This window comes from Xanthomonas campestris pv. badrii (assembly GCF_012848175.1).
GTDB lineage: Bacteria > Pseudomonadota > Gammaproteobacteria > Xanthomonadales > Xanthomonadaceae > Xanthomonas > Xanthomonas campestris_C.
Genome location: NZ_CP051651.1, coordinates 2,200,226 through 2,220,056 on the forward strand (window position 1 = coordinate 2,200,226; position 19,831 = coordinate 2,220,056).

At 67.9% G+C, this 19,831-nt stretch carries 20 protein-coding genes, 1 tRNA gene and 1 other RNA gene; 17 read left to right on the top strand and 5 right to left on the bottom strand.

The window, feature by feature from the left end; all coding sequences use genetic code 11:
* Positions 1-102: 102 nt before the first annotated feature.
* A complete protein-coding gene (locus HG421_RS09270; RefSeq protein WP_169706141.1) occupies positions 103-540 on the bottom strand; it encodes a hypothetical protein in 438 nt (145 codons plus the stop codon).
* A gap of 165 nt (positions 541-705) precedes the next feature.
* Between HG421_RS09270 and HG421_RS09275 the strand changes: the two genes are divergently transcribed.
* Positions 706-1,473: a glutaminyl-peptide cyclotransferase gene (locus tag HG421_RS09275; protein ID WP_169706142.1), complete on the top strand. Its 768-nt coding sequence runs from the start codon at positions 706-708 to the stop codon at positions 1,471-1,473.
* Positions 1,474-1,719: 246 nt separating this feature from the next.
* Here the strand turns inward: HG421_RS09275 and HG421_RS09280 are convergent, their stop codons facing one another.
* Complete coding sequence (locus HG421_RS09280; protein ID WP_169706143.1) at positions 1,720-2,520, bottom strand: amidohydrolase; 801 nt, start codon at positions 2,518-2,520, stop codon at positions 1,720-1,722.
* Between the two features lie 147 nt (positions 2,521-2,667).
* The gene (locus HG421_RS09285; RefSeq protein ID WP_169706144.1) at positions 2,668-3,816 is read right to left on the bottom strand and encodes a pyridoxal phosphate-dependent aminotransferase; all 1,149 of its coding nucleotides are present in this window, start codon (positions 3,814-3,816) and stop codon (positions 2,668-2,670) included.
* Between the two features lie 245 nt (positions 3,817-4,061).
* Between HG421_RS09285 and ccmA the strand changes: the two genes are divergently transcribed.
* The 12 genes from ccmA (at position 4,062) to HG421_RS09345 (ending at position 13,101) form a co-directional block, all read left to right on the top strand.
* The gene (ccmA, locus tag HG421_RS09290; protein ID WP_169706145.1) at positions 4,062-4,706 is read left to right on the top strand and encodes a heme ABC exporter ATP-binding protein CcmA; all 645 of its coding nucleotides are present in this window, start codon (positions 4,062-4,064) and stop codon (positions 4,704-4,706) included.
* Complete coding sequence (ccmB, locus tag HG421_RS09295) at positions 4,703-5,395, top strand: heme exporter protein CcmB (protein WP_169706146.1); 693 nt, start codon at positions 4,703-4,705, stop codon at positions 5,393-5,395. The genes ccmA and ccmB overlap by 4 nt, the downstream gene beginning before the upstream one ends.
* 112 nt (positions 5,396-5,507) lie before the next feature.
* Positions 5,508-6,260, top strand: a complete 753-nt coding sequence (locus tag HG421_RS09300) for a heme ABC transporter permease (protein WP_169706147.1) — start codon at positions 5,508-5,510, stop codon at positions 6,258-6,260.
* Entirely contained in the window at positions 6,257-6,427 is a 171-nt protein-coding gene (locus tag HG421_RS09305) for a heme exporter protein CcmD (protein WP_169706148.1), read from the top strand. The genes HG421_RS09300 and HG421_RS09305 overlap by 4 nt, the downstream gene beginning before the upstream one ends.
* Positions 6,424-6,873 (top strand): cytochrome c maturation protein CcmE, encoded by a 450-nt coding sequence (gene ccmE, locus HG421_RS09310; RefSeq protein ID WP_169706149.1) that lies wholly within the window; start codon positions 6,424-6,426, stop codon positions 6,871-6,873. Before HG421_RS09305 ends, ccmE begins: the two co-directional genes overlap by 4 nt.
* 303 nt (positions 6,874-7,176) lie before the next feature.
* Positions 7,177-9,114 carry a heme lyase CcmF/NrfE family subunit gene (locus tag HG421_RS09315; RefSeq protein ID WP_169706150.1) on the top strand — a complete coding sequence of 646 codons (1,938 nt, stop codon included), beginning with the start codon at positions 7,177-7,179 and terminating at the stop codon, positions 9,112-9,114.
* The gene (locus HG421_RS09320) at positions 9,107-9,709 is read left to right on the top strand and encodes a DsbE family thiol:disulfide interchange protein (protein ID WP_169706151.1); all 603 of its coding nucleotides are present in this window, start codon (positions 9,107-9,109) and stop codon (positions 9,707-9,709) included. The genes HG421_RS09315 and HG421_RS09320 overlap by 8 nt, the downstream gene beginning before the upstream one ends.
* Positions 9,706-10,140 (top strand): cytochrome c-type biogenesis protein, encoded by a 435-nt coding sequence (locus HG421_RS09325; RefSeq protein WP_169706152.1) that lies wholly within the window; start codon positions 9,706-9,708, stop codon positions 10,138-10,140. The genes HG421_RS09320 and HG421_RS09325 overlap by 4 nt, the downstream gene beginning before the upstream one ends.
* The gene (locus tag HG421_RS09330; protein ID WP_169706153.1) at positions 10,140-11,150 is read left to right on the top strand and encodes a tetratricopeptide repeat protein; all 1,011 of its coding nucleotides are present in this window, start codon (positions 10,140-10,142) and stop codon (positions 11,148-11,150) included. Before HG421_RS09325 ends, HG421_RS09330 begins: the two co-directional genes overlap by 1 nt.
* A gap of 152 nt (positions 11,151-11,302) precedes the next feature.
* Complete coding sequence (metX, locus tag HG421_RS09335; RefSeq protein WP_169706154.1) at positions 11,303-12,505, top strand: homoserine O-acetyltransferase MetX; 1,203 nt, start codon at positions 11,303-11,305, stop codon at positions 12,503-12,505.
* A gap of 140 nt (positions 12,506-12,645) precedes the next feature.
* Positions 12,646-12,945: a DUF1294 domain-containing protein gene (locus HG421_RS09340; protein WP_169706155.1), complete on the top strand. Its 300-nt coding sequence runs from the start codon at positions 12,646-12,648 to the stop codon at positions 12,943-12,945.
* An 80-nt stretch (positions 12,946-13,025) separates the two neighbouring features.
* Positions 13,026-13,101, top strand: a non-coding RNA gene (locus HG421_RS09345) — sX9 sRNA.
* A 29-nt stretch (positions 13,102-13,130) separates the two neighbouring features.
* Here HG421_RS09345 and cydC read toward each other — a convergent pair.
* Both cydC and cydD read right to left on the bottom strand, forming a co-directional pair.
* The gene (gene cydC / locus HG421_RS09350) at positions 13,131-14,807 is read right to left on the bottom strand and encodes a thiol reductant ABC exporter subunit CydC (RefSeq protein WP_169706156.1); all 1,677 of its coding nucleotides are present in this window, start codon (positions 14,805-14,807) and stop codon (positions 13,131-13,133) included.
* Entirely contained in the window at positions 14,804-16,525 is a 1,722-nt protein-coding gene (gene cydD, locus HG421_RS09355; protein WP_248279489.1) for a thiol reductant ABC exporter subunit CydD, read from the bottom strand. Before cydD ends, cydC begins: the two co-directional genes overlap by 4 nt.
* Before the next feature lie 177 nt (positions 16,526-16,702).
* On the opposite strand from cydD, the gene HG421_RS09360 reads away from it, so the two are divergent.
* The 4 genes from HG421_RS09360 (at position 16,703) to HG421_RS09375 (ending at position 19,797) form a co-directional block, all read left to right on the top strand.
* Positions 16,703-18,301 carry a cytochrome ubiquinol oxidase subunit I gene (locus HG421_RS09360; protein ID WP_169706158.1) on the top strand — a complete coding sequence of 533 codons (1,599 nt, stop codon included), beginning with the start codon at positions 16,703-16,705 and terminating at the stop codon, positions 18,299-18,301.
* Between the two features lie 16 nt (positions 18,302-18,317).
* Positions 18,318-19,469: a cytochrome d ubiquinol oxidase subunit II gene (cydB, locus tag HG421_RS09365; RefSeq protein ID WP_169706159.1), complete on the top strand. Its 1,152-nt coding sequence runs from the start codon at positions 18,318-18,320 to the stop codon at positions 19,467-19,469.
* Between the two features lie 79 nt (positions 19,470-19,548).
* A complete protein-coding gene (gene cydX, locus HG421_RS09370) occupies positions 19,549-19,659 on the top strand; it encodes a cytochrome bd-I oxidase subunit CydX (RefSeq protein ID WP_169706160.1) in 111 nt (36 codons plus the stop codon).
* 61 nt (positions 19,660-19,720) lie between these two features.
* Positions 19,721-19,797, top strand: a tRNA-Pro gene (locus HG421_RS09375).
* The last annotated feature ends 34 nt before the right edge of the window (positions 19,798-19,831 follow it).

A 19,831-nucleotide genomic window follows, 5' to 3' on the forward strand; every position in this document is an offset into this window, starting at 1 on the left:
GCCTGCACAGGCGGATCGACGATCGTGGCCTCGCGCAACCGGCAGGTGCCACGTAATCGCCACACGCGCGCCCGCAGGCGCGCGCGGTCCCGATGGAACGGCTTACTTGCGGCGCTCGATCACGAAGTTGCCGACATTGACGCCCAGGTCCACGCCCTCGCCGGTGCCGGCCAGGGCCAGCGAGATGTCGCCCTTGGTGACCACCTGTGCGGTGCTGGACTTCACCACGCCCGCATGCGCTTCAGCCGCTGCGTAGGTGCCGAACAGATCGTTCAGGCTGTAGGCACCGGAGAAGGAGCCGCGGCCGCCGACGATCTTGGACTTGCCCACCGTCAGGCCGCCGCCCTTGCTGGAGATCTTGACCGGAATCACCGCACCGTTGTCGCACTTGATGGTGCCGGTGCCGCTGGCGGTCTTGTAGAACACCGACCAGCCGGACAGGTTGAACGAGAGCTGGCAATCGATATTGCCGGCGGCCTGCGCCTGCGGAGCCAGCGTTGCCGCGCCGAGCAGCGCGAGAAGAGACAGGGACTTGATCATGTATGCGGTGCCGGTGGTGGAAGTGGCCGCGAGACTAGCAGCGCCGATGTGGCAGCCGCGACAACGTCCACCGCCCTGCGCGACTGCCGTTCAGCCCAGCATTAGCTGGCCGCTGCGGTGTCTGCGCTGCTGCAAATCGCGCCCACGGAATGGGATCATGCCGGCATGTCACGCCCTGCCCTCCTGCTGTTTGCCGCCGCCCTGGCCTCGCCGCTCGCGCATGGCGCCGAAGCCATTCCCACCCAGGCCTATACCGTGGTGCGCAGTTATCCGCACGACACCAGCGCCTTCACCGAAGGCCTGTTCTATCGCGATGGCTATCTCTACGAAAGCACCGGCGAGCTGGGCCAGTCGCGGGTGCGCAAGGTCGAGCTGGAGACCGGCCGGGTGTTGCAGCAGGCGCAGACGCCGCTTCCCTACTACGGCGAAGGCATCGTGGCCTGGGAGGACCGGCTGATCCAGCTGACCTGGCGCAACCAGCGCGGCTTCATCTACGACCTGGCCACGCTGTCGCCACGCGCGCAGTTCAGCTATCCCGGCGAGGGGTGGGCCCTGACCAGCGATGCGCACACCCTCTACATGAGCGACGGCAGCGCGCGCATCCGCAAGCTCGATCCGCAGAGCCTGAAGCAGACCGGCAGCATCGCCGTCACCGCACGCGGCCGGCCACTGGACAATCTCAACGAACTGGAATGGGTCAAGGGCCAGCTGCTGGCCAACGTCTGGCTGACCACCCGCATCGCGCGCATCGACCCGGCCAGCGGCAAGGTCATCGCCTGGATCGACCTCAAGGCGCTGGTACCGGAGGCGGACACCCTGACCGACCCGACCAACGACGTGCTCAACGGCATCGCCTACGACGCCGAGCACGACCGCCTGTTCGTCACCGGCAAGCGGTGGCCCAAGATCTATGAGATCAAGGTGGGTGAGTAGCTGGGAATCGGGAATCGGGAATCGTAAAAGCGACATTGTCGGCGCTGATGACGTTGTCAGCGAATCGAGATTGTGCGGCCGCGTTTTATGGATGCCAGGAGCTTTCGGCCTCGTAGGCGGGAGCGCTTCTGCCAGTGCTCGAAACCCGAAGCCGCGTAAGCCCGGTATCAAAATCAGCGAAGGCTCAACACACCAGCCCACCGCTTTACCGATTCCCGATTCCCGATTCCCCAATCCCGATTCCCGCTATTCCGGGAAGACGAAGGCATCGGCATCCAGCATCGCCGGGAAACGGGCGCGGTGGTCGGCCAGGGCGGCGGCGCTGATGGTGGTGGTGACCACCTGTTCGCGTTCGCGGATTTCCACCTGCGGCTGGCCGAGGAAATCGATCACCGCGCTGTCGCCGGCGTAGTGCAACTGATTGCCGTCCACGCCGATGCGGTTGACCGCAGCGACGAAGCACAGGTTTTCGATCGCGCGCGCGCGCAACAGCGTCTTCCAGGCATAGGCGCGTGCCGATGGCCAGTTGGCCACGAACAGCTGCAGATCGAAATCCAGCTGGCCGGGCCGCTCCACATCGAAGCGGTTGCGACAGAACACCGGAAAACGCAGGTCGTAGCAAACCTGCGGATTGATCCGCCAGCCCTTCCAGTCGACGCAGAGGCGATCGCGCCCGGCCGCATAACGCAGATGCTCGTTACCGTAGCGGAACAGGTGGCGCTTGTCGTAATGCTGCAGCGCCCCGTCTGGCGTGGCCCATAACAAACGATTGAACACGCCGTGCTCGGTACGCAACTGCACGCTACCGGTTACCGCCGCCCCCAGCCGCGCGGCCTGCGCGCGCACCCAGTCCACGGTCGGCCCGTCCATGCCCTCGGCCTTGTCGATGGCATCGTTGGAAAACCCGCTGGTGAAGGTCTCCGGCAGGATCACCAGATCGGTCTGCCCGGCTAGCGGCTCCAGCAATCCAGCGTAATAGTCGCGATTGCCAGCCGGGTCATGCCAGCGGGTATCGCCTTGGATCAGGGAGATGCGAAGGTCGTGCATGGTGAGACTCGGGAATGGAGAATCGGGAATAGGGAATCGAACAGCGGTTTAATGAGGGCGTCATGTCATCGAGCCAGTGCAGATTCAGATCAAAAGCGGCCGACCGCTCTTACGATTCCCGAATCCCCATTCCCGATTCCCGGCTCGTCAGAGCCTGCGCAAACGCTCGATCGCCGCATCCAGTGTCGCATCGTTCTTGGCGAAGCACAGCCTTGCCAGGCGCTGACCCGCCGGGGCATTGTCGTAGAACGGCGACAACGGAATCGCGGCCACGCCCTTTTCGATCGTCAGCCACTTCACGAATTCGGTATCTGGCAGATCGCTGATCGCCGAGTAATCCACCAGCTGGAAATAGCCGCCGGGCACCGGCAGCGGCTTCAGGCGGGTGGTCAGCAGCTGCTCGCGGAAGCGGTCGCGCTTGGCCTGGTAGAACGCGCCCAGCTGCTCGTCGTGCTCGGGCTCGTCGCGGATCATCGCAGCAAAAGCGTGCTGGGCCGGGCCGAAGCTGGTGAAGGTGTTGTACTGGTGCACCTTGCGGAATTCGGCGGTGAGCGCCGGCGGGGCGATCGCATAGCCGATCTTCCAGCCGGTGCAGTGATAGGTCTTGCCGAAGCTGGAGATCACAAACGCGCGTTCGCGCAACTGCGGCCAGCGCAGTACCGACTCGTGGCGGCGGCCGTCGAACACGATGTGTTCGTAGACCTCGTCGGAGAGCAGGAAGATGTCGGTGCCACGCAGCAGTTCGGTCAGCGTCTGCAGGTCGGCGGCCGAGAGCATCGCGCCGGACGGGTTATGCGGCGAGTTGATCATCAGCAGGCGCGTCTTCGGCGTGATCGCCGCGCGCAGCGCCTCCCAGTCCACGGCGAAGGTCTGCGGGTGCAGCGCCACGTGCACCGCGCGCGCGCCGGCCAGCTCGATCGCCGGCTCGTAGCAGTCGTAGGCCGGGTCCAGCACGATCACCTCTTCGCCCGCGCGCACCACCGCGTGGATGGCGTTGAAGATGGCCTCGGTGGCGCCGCTGGTGACGGTGATCTCGGTATCGGCATCGACCTGCGCGCCGTAGCAGCGCTGCGCCTTGCCGGCGATGGCCTGGCGCAGTACCGCCACGCCGGTCATCGGCGGGTACTGGTTGTGGCCGGCGGCCATGGCCTTGGTCAGTTCGTCGACCAGCCGCTGCGGCACCGCGAAATCGGGAAAGCCCTGGCCCAGGTTGACCGCGCCGTGCTCGGCCGCCAGCTGCGACATGACGGTGAAGATGGTGGTGCCCACCTTGGGCAGCTTGGTCGTGAGGGGCATCGCGCCAGTCCGGTCAGCAATCGGGGGACCGCGAGTGTACGCAAAGCGGCCCGGCCGGTGCGCCAGGCGCCCTGCAAAACAGCATTCGCGGACACATCACGCCACGCGCAAGCGCCCCGGCGGCGGCCATCGTCGTTACAATGCGCGCCCTGCTTCACAGCGTGTCGCGCCGGTTGCCTGTTGGCGATGGCCCGGCACCCGCTCGCCCACCCCATGCCGTCCTGCGACGGGAGTCCGCTGCGCCGATGATCGAACCGCTGCACACCGCGCCCCCGCTGCTGGCGGCGCACGCGCTGGCCTTCAGCCGCAACGAGGAGCCGGTGTTCGGCCCGCTGGATTTCCATGTCGATGCCGGCGAAGCCTTGCTGGTGCAGGGCGACAACGGTGCCGGCAAGACCACGCTGCTGCGGGTGCTGGCCGGGCTGCTGCAGATGGAGAGCGGGCAGATCCAGATCGACGGCAAGACCGCCCGGCGCGGCGACCGCAGCCGCTTCATGGCCTATCTGGGCCACCTGCCCGGCCTGAAGGCCGACCTCAGCACGCTGGAGAACCTGCATTTCCTGTGCGGCCTGCATGGCCGACGGGCCAAGCAGATGCCCGGCAGCGCGCTGGCCATCGTGGGCCTGGCCGGTTACGAGGATGCGCTGGTGCGGCAACTGTCTGCCGGCCAGCGCAAGCGGCTGGGGCTTGCCCGGCTATGGCTGTCGCCGGCTCCGTTGTGGCTGCTGGACGAGCCCTACGCCAACCTGGACCTGGACGGCATCACCCTGGTCAACCGGATGATTTCCGCGCACCTGCGCGGCGGTGGCGCGGCACTGGTCACCACCCACGGCGCCTACGCGGCACCGCCGGTGCGCACCCGCATGCTCACCCTGGAGGCCGCGGCATGACGCCGTCATCGCAGCCGTCCTTGCTGCAAGCGGCCCGTGCGCTGCTGCGTCGCGATCTGCAATTGCTGTGGCGCCGTCGCAGCGACGCACTGCAGCCGGCGCTGTTCGCGCTGCTGATCGTGGTGCTGTTCGCACTGGGCCTGGGCGGACGCCCCGACCTGCTGGCTCAGGCCGCACCGGCGGTGCTGTGGCTGTCGGTATTGCTGGCCGGCCTGCTGTCGTTGGATGCGCTGTTCCGTAGCGACGTGGAAGACGGCTCGATGGAGCAATGGTTGCTGGCGCCGGTGCCGCTGGCCTGGTTGATCGCGGTACGCGTGCTGCTGCATTGGGCCACCAGCGCGCTGCCGTTGATTGCAGTGACGCCCTTGCTGGGCGAATTGCTGCACCTGCCGCATGACCAATTGCCGGTGCTGCTGGCATCGTTGGCGCTGGGCACGCCGCTTCTGAGCCTGCTTGGCGCAGTGGTCGCGGCACTGACGGTCACCATGAAACGCTCTGGTATTCTCGTGGCGTTGCTGGCGTTGCCGCTGTACGTGCCGGTGCTGGTGTTCGGTGCCGGCAGTGTGGCGGCCAGCGGACAAGGGCAGGATGCGGTGGGTGCGTTGTTGTTGCTGGGCGCAGGGTTGGTGATCGGCATCGCGCTGGCACCGCTGGCGGCGGCAGCGGCGATCCGCATCTCGCTCAGCTGATCGACGTTGCAGATGCGCCATTGATGGGACACCGTAGGGTGTACGGTGGTGTCGTACCGGAAGCTGCCTCCATGCAAAGAGCCATCGCCATGCCAAGAGCCATCGCCATCGCATGAACGTCGTCGTCCGCTGGTTCCACCAACTCGCCTCGCCTCCGATCTTCGACCGTTTCACCGCGCGCTGGGCCCCCTGGTGCTACGCGCTGGCTGCGCTGTTGCTGGCCGCGGGGATCTGGCAGGCGCTGTTCGCTGTACCGGCCGATTACCAGCAGGGCGACAGCTTCCGCATTCTGTATATCCACGTGCCCAGCGCGTGGATGAGCCTGTTCGTGTTCGGCCTGATGGCGCTGTACGCGGCCAGCGCGCTGATCTGGCGCATCAAGGTGTGCGAGATCCTGGCGATGGCATGCGCACCGATCGGCGCGGCGTTCACCGTGATCACCCTGCTCACCGGCAGCATCTGGGGCAAGCCGATGTGGGGCGCCTGGTGGGACTGGGACCCGCGCCTGACTACCGAATTGATCCTGCTGTTCCTGTATCTGGGCGTGATCGGCCTGTACCACGCCATCGATGACCGCCGCCAGGCGGCACGTGCGGCCGGCTTGCTGGCGATCGTGGGCGTGGTGCTGTTGCCGGTGATCCGTTATTCGGTGGTGTGGTGGAATTCGCTGCACCAGGGCCAGAGCATCCGCCTGTTCGGCCCATCGACCATCGATGCCAGCATGTTGCTGCCGCTGTGGCTGATGGTGATCGGCACCAAATTCTGGTTTGCCGGGTCGCTGCTCACCCGCGCGCGCGCCGACAACCTGCGCCGCGAGGCCGGCAAGGCCTGGATCGTGCGCGAGCCGCAGGACACTGCCGCATGAGCTATCTGCCGTATGTCATCGCCGCCTATGCCGTGTTCGTACTGGTACTGCTGTGGGACCTGATCGCCGGCCGTTGGCAGGTGCGTCGCGCATTGAAGACCGCCCAGGCGCGCCGCCTGCGCGAGCGCAAGCGCACCCTGCCCAGCGATGCGGAGCTGACCCGATGAACCCGCAACGGCGCCGCCGCCTGTGGCTGGTGCTCGCCTTGGTGCTGGCCGGCGGGCTGGCGACCACCTTGGTGGCGATGGCCTTGCAGCGCAACGTGGCGTACCTGTACACGCCGTCGGAGGTGCTGCGCGGCGATGCCGGCGACCATGCGCGCTTCCGGCTCGGCGGCATGGTGGAAAAAGGCTCGTTCAAACGCGCCTCCGGGTCGCTGGAAGCGCAGTTCCGCGTCACCGATGGCGATGCACAGCTGCCGGTGCGCTACGACCGCATCCTGCCCGACCTGTTCCGCGAAGGTCAGGCCGTGGTCGCAACCGGTCGCATGCAGCAGGGCGTATTCGTGGCCGAAGACGTGCTGGCCAAGCACGATGAAACCTACATGCCCAAGGAAGTGGCCGACAAGATGGGCAGTGCGCATCGCAAGCATCGGGTGGAGGCGCAGCAGTGAGGCGCCTCGGGACTGGGGACCCGGGACCGGGGACCGGGGACCGGACTAGGGACCGGGGACCGGGGACCCGGGAAAGGCGCGTTGCCGCGAGCACGGGCCTGCCAGCAGTCGCTTGTCGCGCGCGTGTCGGCGAGGCCACCGACCTGACTTTCCCCGGGTCCCCGATCCCCGGCCCTGGCGCTCACAAACACCACGCAGCTTTCAACAACCTCGCAACGGTTGCCCCTTGCACGCCTCTCAGACGCGCCAGGAACCTTGCTTTTCCCGGGTCCCCGGTCCCCGGTCCCCAGTCCCGCCCCCCCCATGCTTCCTGAGCTCGGCACCTTCCTGCTGGTCCTGGCCTTGCTGGTCGCGCTGGTGCAGGCCGCCTTGCCGCTGGCCGGCGCACAGCGCGGGCATGCCAGCTGGATGGCGGTGGCGCGGCCGGCGGCGCTGGTGCAGCTGGGCCTGATTGCCACCGCGTTCGCGTTGCTGACGCACGCGTTCCTGGTGCAGGACTTTTCGGTGCGCTATGTGGCCGAAAACTCCAATAGCCTGCTGCCGGTGATCTACCGCTACTCGGCGGTCTGGGGCGCGCACGAAGGCTCGCTGTTGCTGTGGACGCTGGTGCTGGCGCTGTGGACCGGCGCAGTGGCGCTGTGGTCGCGGCAATTGCCGGCGCAGGTGGTGGCGCGCGTGCTCGGGGTGATGGCGCTGATCAGCGTGGGCTTTCTGGCTTTCCTGCTGTTTACCTCCAATCCGTTTGCGCGCCTGCTACCGGTGCCGCCCGAAGGCGCCGACCTCAACCCCCTGCTGCAGGACCCAGGCCTGATCATCCACCCGCCGATGTTGTACTGCGGCTATGTCGGCTTTGCAGTGCCGTTTGCCTTCGCCATCGCCGCGCTGCTGGAGGGGCGGATGGACGCGCGCTGGCTGCGCTGGACCCGGCCCTGGACCAACGTGGCCTGGGCGATGCTCACCGTGGGCATCGCGCTGGGCAGTTGGTGGGCGTACTACGAACTGGGCTGGGGCGGCTGGTGGTTCTGGGACCCGGTGGAAAACGCCAGCTTCATGCCATGGCTGGTCGGCACCGCCCTGCTGCATTCGCAGGCAGTCACCGAAAAGCGCGGCAGCTTCGCCAGCTGGACGCTGTTGCTGGCGATCGCCGCCTTCGCGTTGTCGCTGCTGGGTACCTTCCTGGTGCGCTCGGGCGTGCTGACCAGCGTGCATTCGTTCGCCGCCGATCCGTCGCGCGGCCTCTTCATCCTGGTGTTCCTGCTGGTGGTGGTGGGCGGCTCGCTGCTGCTGTACGCGATCCGCGCGCCGCGCCTGGCGCCCGGCGATGACCCGCGCCGCGCGTTTGCCGGCAGCTCGCGCGAGACGCTGCTGCTGCTCAACAACCTGCTGCTGACCTGCGCCTGCGCGATGGTGCTGCTGGGCACGCTGTACCCACTGCTGGCCGATGCATTGGGACTGGGCAAGCTGTCGGTGGGCCCGCCCTACTTCGGTACCTTGTTCGTGGTGTTGATGGCGCCGCTGGTGGCATTGCTGCCGTTTGGCCCGCTGACGCGCTGGCAGCGCGAACAGGCCTCGCGGCCGCTGGCCCTGCTGGCGCCGTGGGCCGGCCTGGCGCTGGCTGCAGGCGTGCTGGCCTGGTTCATGGCACCGCAGGGGCAGCTGAAGGCAGCCATCGGCGTCACCGGCGCGGCGTGGGTGCTGTTGGGCACAGTGCGCTTCCTGTGGACACGGCGTGCCGCCAAGGGCCGGCGATTCACCGCCGAGATGCTGGGCATGGCGCTGGCGCACCTGGGCGTGGCGGTCTTCCTGGCCGGCGCGCTGCTGGTGGAATCGCTGAGCCTGCAGCGCGAGGTCGCGCTGGCACCCGGCCAGCAGATCGAGATCGGGGGATACGCGCTGCACTTCGAGAATCTGGAAGAACTGCGCGGGCCCAATTACCTGTCCGACCGCGCCAACCTGCAGGTGTTCGAGGACGATGTGCCGGTTGGCAGGCTGCATGCCGAAAAACGCCGCTACGCCAGCGGCGGACAGACCCTGACCGAGGCGGCGATCCGCCCTGGCCCGTTTGGCGATCTGTATGTCGCCCTTGGCGAACCGCTGGGCAACCAGGCCTGGGCGGTGCGCGTCCACCTCAAACCGTTCGTGCGCTGGATCTGGCTGGGAGCGCTGCTGATGGCGCTTGGCGGCCTGGTCACCGCGGCCGACCGGCGTTTTCGTCGTCCTGCGGAGATCCAAGATGTCTGAGTCACGTTCGCCCCGCCTGCCCACTGCGGTTCTCGTGGGCGCCATCGTGCTGCTGCTCGCCCTGGCGGCACTGCTGGTCTATGCGGTGGTGCGTTCAGGACAGGGCGATCGCGATGCCCTGCCCTCGGCGCTGATCGGCAAGCCGGCGCCGGAGTTCGCGCTGCCGTTGCTGCACGACCCCAGCATCGTGGTGCACGCGCGCGAGCTGCGCGGCGCGCCCTACATCATCAATGTATGGGGCAGCTGGTGCCCGGCCTGCCGCGAAGAACACCCGGTGCTGAGCAGGTTTGCGCTGACCAAACGGGTGCGCGTGATTGGCTACAACTGGAAGGACGAGCGCGACGACGCCCTGCGCTGGCTCGAGCAATTGGGCAACCCGTACCTGCTGGTGGTCGCCGACCTCGACGGGCGCACCGCCATCGACTTCGGCATTGCGGCGGCGCCGGAAACCTTCCTGGTCGACGGGCGCGGCGTGGTGCGCTGGAAGTACAGCGGCATGCTCACCCAGTCCATCATCGACACCCAGCTGATTCCGGCATTGAGCCGGATCGAACGCTCGCCCAGCGCCGCCCCGGACCTGCACGCCAAGCCATGAGCCGCGCCTGGCTGCTGACGCTGCTGCTGCTCCCCTGGCTGGCCGTGGCCCAGCCGGTGGGCGATCACGCGCCGCCGCATTACCGTTCCGCCGCCGAGGAGGCGCGCTTCCACGCGCTGACCGCCGAGCTGCGTTGCGTGCAATGCCAGAACCAGTCGCTGGCCGATTCCAACGCGCAGATTGCGCAGGACCTGCGCCGCGAAGTGCTGGCGCTGATGCAGCAGGGCCGCAGCGATGCGCAGATCCGGCAGTTCCTGGTCGCGCGCTATGGCGAGTTCGTGCTGTACCGGCCGCAGGTGGAATCGCGCACCTGGTTGCTGTGGTTTGGCCCGTTGCTGGTCCTGCTGGTGGGCGGCACGGCAGTGGTCATGGTGGTACGCCGCCGCAGCGCTGCCGCGCCCGCGCTGCCGCCCGACGAGCAGGAGTGGTGATGGTCGGTTTCGTGATTGCGGTGGTAGCCGTTGCACTGCTGGCCTCTGGCGTGGCGTTGCGGCCACTGTGGCGGCAGACGCGCGGGCTGGCCGCCAGCGTGGCGGCGCTGCTGCTGGCCGCCAGTGCAGCGCTGTACTGGTTGGTGGGCACGCCGGGCGCAATCGAGCTGGCCGCCAACCGCCCGGACACGCCACGCACGCTGGATGAGGCCATCGTGCAGCTGCGCGCCGCGCTGGCGCGCAATCCCGAGCAGGCCGAAGGCTGGGTGCTGCTGGGACGTTCGCTGTCCAGCCAGCAGAAATTCGTCGACGCCCGCGACGCCTTTGCGCGCGCGGTGGCGCTGCGACCGGATGAACCGGACGTGCTGGTGGCGGCCGCGCAGGCGCGCATGCTTGCCGACGACAGCGGCCGCCCGGATCCGCAGGCGATGCGCCTGCTCGAGCATGCGCTCAGCGTGCAGCCGGACCACCAGCGCGCACGCTGGTTCCTGGGCGTGGTGCAGCGCCAGGCCGGCCAGCCGGCCAAGGCCAGCGCCACCTGGGAGCCATTGCTGCAGGTGGTCGACGCCAGCACCCGCCCTGGCCTGCTCGAGCAGATCAACGCCGCACGCGGGGAAGCCGGGCTGGCAGCGTTGCCGGCAGCCGAGAGCGGCGCCGATACGGCGGCCGGCAAACGCATCAGCGTGCGCATTGCGCTGGATGCGGAATTCGCCAAACGCGCCGCGCTGCCCGGCGACACCAGCGTATTCGTGATCGCCCGCGCGGCCGACTCCCCGATGCCGGTGGCAGTGGAAAAACATGCCCTCAGCGAGTTGCCGCTGACGGTCACCCTGGACGACGGCGACAGCCCGATGCCCACCCGCGCCCTGTCGTCATTGGACAACGTGCAGGTGCTGGCGCGGCTGTCGCGCAGCGGCAACGCGATGCGCCAGGCCGACGATGTGGAAAGCACGCCGATCACCGTGCAACTGCCGGCCAACGCCCCAGTAGAGCTGGTGATCGGACGCTAGTAGGGCTGGTGATGGGACGCTAATAGTGCGTGCGTCAACCGGCCCACCACGCTGCAACACGTGGTTTCACTTGCGCTACAAGAGCACAGCCAGCCGCTCCTCCCGATTCCCGATTCCCGATTCCCGATTCCCGACTCCCAATTCCCACCCCCATGACCGAATTCATCCCCACCGGCAGCCTGTTCCACGCCCTGCCCTCGCCGTTTCCGATGAAGCGCGGCGGCGCCCTGCACCAGGCGCGCATCGCCTATGAAACCTGGGGCACGCTGGCCGCCGATCGCAGCAATGCGCTGCTGATCGTCACCGGGCTGTCGCCCAATGCGCATGCCGCCGCCAACCAGGCCAATCCGGAACCGGGCTGGTGGGAAGCGATGCTGGGGCCGGGCAAGCCGATCGATACCACGCGCTGGTTCGTGGTCTGCGTCAACTCACTGGGCAGCTGCAAGGGTTCGACCGGGCCGGCGTCGATCGATCTGGCCACCGGCGAGCGCTATCGGCTGCGCTTTCCGGACCTGTCGATCGAAGACGTGGCCGATGCCGCCGCCGATGTGGTGCGCGCGCTGGGCATCGCGCAACTGGCCTGCCTGATCGGCAACTCGATGGGCGGCATGACCGCGCTGGCGCTGCTGCTGCGCCATCCCGGCATCGCGCGTAGCCATATCAACATCTCCGGCAGCGCGCAGGCCTTGCCGTTTTCCATCGCCATCCGCTCGCTGCAGCGCGAAGCCATCCGGCTGGACCCCAACTGGAACGGCGGCCATTACGACGACACCCGCTACCCGGAATCGGGCATGCGCATGGCCCGCAAACTCGGCGTGATCACCTATCGCTCGGCGCTGGAATGGGACGGCCGCTTCGGCCGCGTGCGGCTGGATTCCGAACAGGCCGACGACGATCCGTTCGGGCTGGAATTCCAGGTGGAAAGCTATCTGGAAGGCCACGCGCGCCGCTTCGTGCGCTTCTTCGATCCCAACTGCTATCTGTACCTGAGCCGCTCGATGGACTGGTTCGATCTGGCCGACTACGCCGAGCAGGCTCCGAGCGCACAGGCGCCATTGGCTGGCGCCGGCGACGCCGGCGCGCCTGTCGGCAACGCGTCGGCACGCCAGGACTCCAGCGATGGCAAGGTGCTGGCCGGCCTGTCGCACATCCGCATCGCACGCGCGCTGTCGATCGGCGCCAACACCGACATCCTGTTCCCGGTGCAGCAACAGGAACAGATCGCCGATGGCCTGCGCGCCGGCGGCGCCGATGCCCGCTTCATCGGCCTGGATTCGCCGCAGGGCCACGACGCCTTCCTGGTGGACTTCGCACGGTTCGGCCCGGCGGTCCGCGACTTCCTGGACGCCTGCTGATTGCCAGGTCCACATCCCGATCGAGGTCGCGCTCCTCGCAGACCGCAAGCCGCAAGCTGACTGGATCCAGATCCCGATCGACGCCCACCACCAGCAGCCAGCTGCCGCGCCGGCTGCTGGCCGGCCTGTTCGCGGCCGGCATGCTCGGCCTGGTACTCGCAGATCGGCTGCCGGCTGCGATTGCGCTCTGGTACGCGGCAACCAGCATTGCCGCACTGATCGCCTATCGGCTGGACAAGAGCGCAGCCAGGCGCGGCCAGCGCCGCACCCCGGAAGCCACCCTGCATGCCATCGCATTGCTCGGCGGCTGGCCCGGCGCGCTGCTGGCGCAATCGCTGTTCCGGCACAAGACCGTCAAGACCTCGTTCCAGATCGCGTTCTGGGTCAGCGCGCTCGCAAACGCCGCGGCCCTGGCCTGGGCGGTGTATCTGACGCGCTGAAGCGCCATGCCCATGCTTATGGGGGGCTGACAAAACGCCTGCGCAGCCGCGATGCAGGCGTGGCGGCTGCTCGGTGCGGCATGTGCCACGCGTCCAACGGGTGCTGAGCGCGCCATCCACGCCCAGCTGACGACTGCGCGCTTCGGTCTGTTGGTCGCTCCAGAACCCAGCCATGGCGAGGGAGCTCATTCCAGCGACTGCAGCGTTCCTTCACGCATGCGGTAATGCCGGTGCACCACACCGGCAGGCACGCTGTCGTGGGTGATCATCACCAGGCTGCGCTCGCCGAGCGCGGCGGCAAGATCCAGCAGCAAGGCGTGGGCGGTATCCACATCCAGCCCGTCGGTGGGTTCGTCCAGCAGCAGGATGGGCGCATCGCGCAGCAAGGCGCGCGCCAGCGCCAGGCGGCGCGCCTGGCCGGCAGACAGCGTGGCACCGTTCTCGCCGACCCAGGTCTCCAGCCCGTTCTGCGCACTGGCCCAGTCGCGTAGACGCACCTGGTCGAGCACCGCCCACAGCGCAGCGTCGCTGGCGGCGGCGTCGCCGATCAGCAGGTTTTCGCGCACGCTGCCGGCAAACACCGGGGCGTTCTGCGGCAACCAGGCAATGCGCCGGTGCCAGTGCGCCTGCGCACACCGCTGCAGATCGATGCCCGCGTAGCTGACTTGCCCGGCCTGCGGATCCCATAGCCGCAGCAGCAGCGCCGACAAGGTGCTCTTGCCGCTGCCGCTATCACCGCCGATGGCGATGCGCTCGCCGGCTGCCAGGGTCAGATCGAGCCCCTGCAACACCGGACGCACGCCACCAGGCCAGGAAAACGACACTTGTTGCAGCTGCAGCGTGCCCGTGCGCGGCACCTCGGCGGGCTGCACCGGGTCGCTGACCGAGGGCGCCTGATCGACGATGGCCTGCAGCCGCCCGGCCGCCACGCGCGCGCCCTGCAGTGCCTGCAAGGCCAACCCGGCGCCGGCCGACACTTCCAGCAGGGCCATGGTGAGAAACACCAGCGCGGCCGCCAGTTCGGCGGTGATCGCTCCCTGCTCGACGGCGCGCAGTGCCAGCCACAGCATGCCGGCCAGCCCGACGCCGCCGCAGAGCGCATGCAGCAGGTTGCCGGTGATCAGGCGCCGGCGCTGCAGGCGATCGCCGTCCATCACCGCCGCGGCGGCCGCATCGACCTGCTGCAGCCAAGCGTCCTGGGCGTGGACCGCGGCCAGATCCGCCGCACCTTCCAGGCCCTCGAACGCCCGGGTCCGCAGCTGGGTGCGCTGCTGCGCGCGCAGCCGTTCGCGCTGCGCGCCGCCGCGTGCCACCTGCCACGGCACCAGCCCGCCGATCGCCACACCCAGCGCCAGCAACACCAGGGCCGCGGGTGGATGGATCAAGGCGGCGGCAACCACGCCGGCCACCCAGATGCCCAGCAGTGCCGCCAGCGGCGCCAGCGCACGCACGCTCACGCCGTCGACCTCGCCGATGTCCGACATCAGCCGCGCCAGCAGATCGCCGGTGCGCGTGGCCGACAGGCGCCCCGGTGCCAGCGGCAAGGCGCGGCGGAAGAACCACACGCGCAGATCGCGGGCGATGCGCAAGGTGGCATCGTGGCCGATCAGTTTCTCGCCGTAGCGCGACACGATGCGCGCGAACGTCAGGGCGCGGATACCGGCCGAGGGCGAGAAGAAATTGAAGCCGGCGCCCATGCCGACCACGCCGGCCAGGGCGGCAGCGGTCAGGAACCCGCCGGACAAGGCCAGCAGGCCCACCCCCGCCAGCAGGGTGGCCAGCACCAGCAGTGCCGACAGCCCCAGCCGCCAGGCATGCCGGGCGAACACATCGCGCAGACGGTCGTGGTGTGCCGCGCTCATGGCGACTCCACCGTGACGCTCGCCCCACGCAGGTCGATCACCGTATCGGCCCAGGCCATCACCGCCGCGCTATGCGTGGCCAGCACCACTGCACGGCCGCGCGCGAACACGCCCAGCGTGCGCAGCAGCGCAGCTTCCGTGTCCGGGTCGAGGAAGGCGGTGGGCTCGTCCAGCAGCAACACCTCAGGCTCGCGCAGCAGCAGCCGCGCCAGCGCGACGCGACGCGCTTCGCCACCGGAGAGCCCGAAGCCGCGCTCGCCGATCACCGTATGCAGGCCCTCCGGCAGGTGCGCGGCAAAGCGCATGACCTGCGCGGCCTCGGCCACGGCATGCAGCCGCGCGTCGCTGGCCTGCGGGTCGGCCAGGCGCAGATTGTCGGCAATGCTGCCGTGGAACAGATACGGCCGTTGCGTGGCATAGCCCACCCGCGCGCCGGGGCGCGGCACCACGCTGCCCGCCTGCGGGGTGAGCCAGCCGGCCAGGCCTTCCAGCAGCGTGCTCTTGCCGCTGCCGCTGGCGCCGATCACCGCCACCCGTTGCCCGGGCTCCAGCGCCAGCGAACACCGCTCGACCACCAGCTGCGGCGCACCAGGAGGACGCAACGCCAGTTCGCGTGCCTGCAGCAAGGGCACCTGCGCCTGCGCCGCCTGCGCCGCCTGGGCCGCAGCAGGCAGCGGCAGTGCGACAGCGATGGCGGCGCTGTCCGCAAACCCTTCCAGCAAGCGCTCGGACTCGGCCACCGCGGCCAACGCATTGGCGCGGTCGTGATAATGCGCGGCCAGCCGCCGCAATGGCGCGAAGAATTCCGGCGCCAGCAACAGGCAGAACATGCCGGCGCCCAGCGTGGGCAGACCGTGCAGATCCAGCATGCCCAGATAGCTCAGGCCAAAGTACAAGGCAATGATCGCCACGCTCACCGAGGCGAAGAACTCCAGCACCGTGGACGACAGGAAGGCGATACGCAGCACTTTCAGCGAGCGCTCGCGCACGCCGTCGGCCGCGGCGGCAATGCCGCTCAGCTCGGCCTGGTCGCGGCCATACACGCGCAGCAGGCCCAGGCCCTTGAGGCGGTCGGCGAAATGCCCGCCCATGCGGGCCAGCTCGCGCAATTGCTCGCGGCCGGCGGCCTCGGCGCCCCAGCCCACCAGCATCATGAAGAACGGAATCAGCGGCGCGGTCAGCAGCAGCACCAGGCCCACCACCCAATCGATGGAGAACACCGCGATCAGGATCAGCGGCGGCACCAGCAGCATTTCGGTTCGCGCCAGCTGATACCCGGCGAAATAGCCTTCCAGCGCATCGGTGTGCGCCAGGCTCAGTTCGCCCAGCTCGCCGCTGCGTTGCCGGCGTAGCCACACCGGCCCGTGCTGCACCAGGCGGCGCGCGATGCGCGCACGCAGCTCCCGTTTGGCGACATCGGCCACCTCGCCGGTCAACGACTGCGCCCAGGCCGTCAGCAGGGCACGGCCGAGCGCCGCCAACAGCAGGCCGGCAGCCACCTCGCGCAACTGCAGCAGTGCCAGATGCTGTACCAGCACCGCCTGCAGCAACCAGGCGATGGCGGCAGCCTGTGCCAGCAGCAAGACGCCCGACAACGCCACCGCCATGCCGGCCAGACGGCGCGGTCGCGTGGCCGATGCGGCCAGTGCGTCCAGCCATTGGCCGCGCTGACGGCGCTGGGCGGGCGTTTCGCTGGCGCGTGCGCTGGGCTGACTCACATTGCGTTCCGAAGACTGCTCACTGCGGGCGATTGTAAGGCGCCTCCTTCCCCTGACGGGACGGACAGTGTGCCGCACCGGGTGCGGGCCGCATTGATTTGGATCAACGCGCATGGCGCGGCAAGCGCAGATGATCCGCCCAACTCCTTCATCGACACCCAACCAGGCCCGCCCGCCATGATCGATTCGACAGTTGTTGAACTGTCGCGGCTGCAGTTCGCAGTCACCGCGATGTACCACTTCATCTTCCCGCCGCTGACCATGGGGCTGTCGTTCCTGCTCGGCATCATGGAAAGCGTCTACGTCATGACCGGCAAGCCGATCTGGCGGCGCATGACAATGTTCTGGGGCGTACTGTTCGGCATCAACTTCGCCATGGGTGTCGGCACCGGCATCGTGATGGAGTTCGAGTTCGGCATGAACTGGTCGTATTACAGCCATTACGTGGGCGACATCTTCGGCGCGCCGTTGGCGATCGAAGGGCTGATGGCGTTCTTCCTGGAAGCGACCTTCCTGGGCCTGTTCTTCCTGGGCTGGAATCGCCTGAGCAAGGTGCAGCACCTGATCACCACCTGGCTGGTGGCGCTGGGCAGCAATTTCTCTGCGCTATGGATCCTGATTGCCAACGGCTGGATGCAACACCCCACCGGTGCGGTGTTCAACCCGGACACCATGCGCATGGAGGTGGTGGATTTTGTCGCGGTGCTGTTCAACCCGGTGGCGCAGGCCAAGTTCGTGCACACCGTCAGCGCCGGTTACGTGCTGGGCGCGGTGTTCGTGATGTCGATCAGCGCGTTCTACCTGCTGCGCGGCAAACACCTGGACATGGCGCGCCGTTCGTTCGCGGTCGCCGCCGCATTCGGCCTGCTGTCGTCGTTGTCGGTGGTGGTGCTGGGCGATGAAAGCGGCTACGCGGCCAACGAACACCAGAAGATGAAGCTGGCGGCGATCGAAGCGATGTGGGAAACCGAAGCCGCACCGGCCGACTTCACCGCCTTCGGCATTCCCAACCAGCAGACGCATCGCAACGATTACGCGGTCAAGATTCCCTACCTGATGGGACTGATCGCCACCCGCTCGCTGGATACGCCCATCCCCGGCATCATGGAACTGGTGGAACGCGCCGAGCACCGCATCCGCGGCGGGCAGATCGCCTACGGCGCGCTGCAGCGCATCCGTGCCGACAAGGACGATGCCGACGCGCGCAAGGTGTTCAATGCGCACTGGCAGGACCTGGGCCACGGCCTGCTGCTCAAGCGCTACCGCGACGACATCGGCAACGCCACGCCCGAGCAGATCGCGCAGGCGGCCATGGACACCGTGCCGCGCGTGCTGCCGCTGTTCTGGACCTTTCGCATCATGGCCGCCATCGGCATCTATCTGATCGCCTTTTTCGCGGTGGCGTTCTGGTTCGCCTGCAAGCACAGCTTCCAGGAAAAACGCTGGTTCCTCACCTTGGCGCTATGGACCTTGCCGCTGCCGTGGATCGCGATCGAATGCGGCTGGTTCGTGGCCGAATACGGCCGCCAGCCGTGGGCGGTGGAAGGCGTGCTGCCCACCTTCTATGCAGCGTCGGGGCTGGATCTGTACGAGATCGTGCTGACCCTGGTGGGCTTCACCGCGCTGTACACCACGCTGCTGGTGATCGCGATCAAGTTGTCGTTGAAGACCATCCGCAAGGGACCGGACGCGTTGTTCCCGTCCAACCCGGCGCACGACGCACCCGCACGCACCGCACCGCTGAGCACCGGCGCTGTCGCCGGCAGCGCCCCGTAATCGCAGGAGAGACATCATGGATTTCGTTTTACTCGACTACGCCACCCTGCGCGTGATCTGGTGGGTGCTGCTGGGCATGCTGCTGTCCGGCTATGCGGTGATGGGCGGCTTCGACCTCGGCGTTGGCGCACTGCTGCCGTTCGTTGCCAGGGACGATGCGCAGCGCCGGCTGGTGATCAATACCGTCGGACCGGTCTGGGAGGGCAGCCAGGTGTGGCTGATCCTGGGCGGCGGCGCGATCTTCGCCGCATTCCCGCCGCTGTATGCGGTGAGTTTTTCCGGCTTCTACCTGGCGATGTTCGTGATCCTGTTCGCGTTGATCCTGCGCCCGGTGGGCTTCAAGTTCCGCGGCAAGCTGGCCGATCAACGGTGGCGCGACAGCTGGGACTGGGCTCTGTTCGTCGGCGGCTTCATTCCCGCGCTGATCATGGGCGTGGCAGTGGGCAACGTGCTGCTGGGCGTGCCGTTCCATTTCGACGACAGCATGCGCACGTTCTACACCGGCAATCTGTTCGGGCTGTTGACACCATTCGCACTGTTGGCCGGCCTGCTCAGCGTGGCGATGCTGCTGGCCCACGGTGCGGCGATGCTGGTGCTCAAGACCGATGGCCCGGTGGCCGACCGGGCCGCGCGCCTGGGCAGCAGCGCGGCAGTGTGTGCGGCGCTGCTGTTCGCCGCAGCCGGGGCCTGGGTGGCGCTTGGCTTGCCCGGTTATGCAGTGACATCGGTGCTGGCAACCGATGCGCAGACCAATCCGCTGGCCAAGACCGCCGCACTCACCGCCGCCGGTGGCTGGCTGCACAACTACAGCAGCATGCCGGCGACAGTGCTGGCGCCACTGCTGGGCCTGCTCGGCCTGGCAATGAGCGCGCTGTTGTTGCGCGCCCGCCGCGGCGGCCTGGCGTTCATCGCCTCCGGCAGCGCCATCGTCGGCATCATCTTCACCGTGGGCTTTGCGCTGTTCCCGTTCCTGCTGCCCTCCTCCACCGTGCCCAGCGCGAGCCTGACGCTGTGGGATGCCTCCAGCAGCCGGCTCACGCTGTGGATCATGCTGCTGGCCACTACCGTGTTCATGCCGATCATCCTGGCCTATACCGCATGGGTGTACCGCGTGCTGCGCGGCAAGGTCACTGCCGACGAACTGTCGGCCAATCCCAACGCGTACTGAGTCGCGCCGCTGCGGCACTGCGCGTGCATTGCCGCGGCGGCCCGCCATCCCGCTTTCATCGACTTCAAGGAGCACACCGATGTGGTATTTCGCCTGGATTCTCGGCACCGGCCTGGCTGCACTGGCCGCCGTGCTCAACGGCATGTGGTTCGAGGCACGCGAGCCAAAGCGCAGCCAACCGCCGCTTTGAAAAATAGTTGCAGCAGATGCTTGTCGATTCCGCATTCGCTGTGTAACATACGCGGCTCCTTCGGGGTGTAGCTCAGTCTGGTAGAGCGCTACGTTCGGGACGTAGAGGTCGCAGGTTCGAATCCTGTCTCCCCGACCAGTTTCAAAACACAAAACCGGCCTCGTGCCGGTTT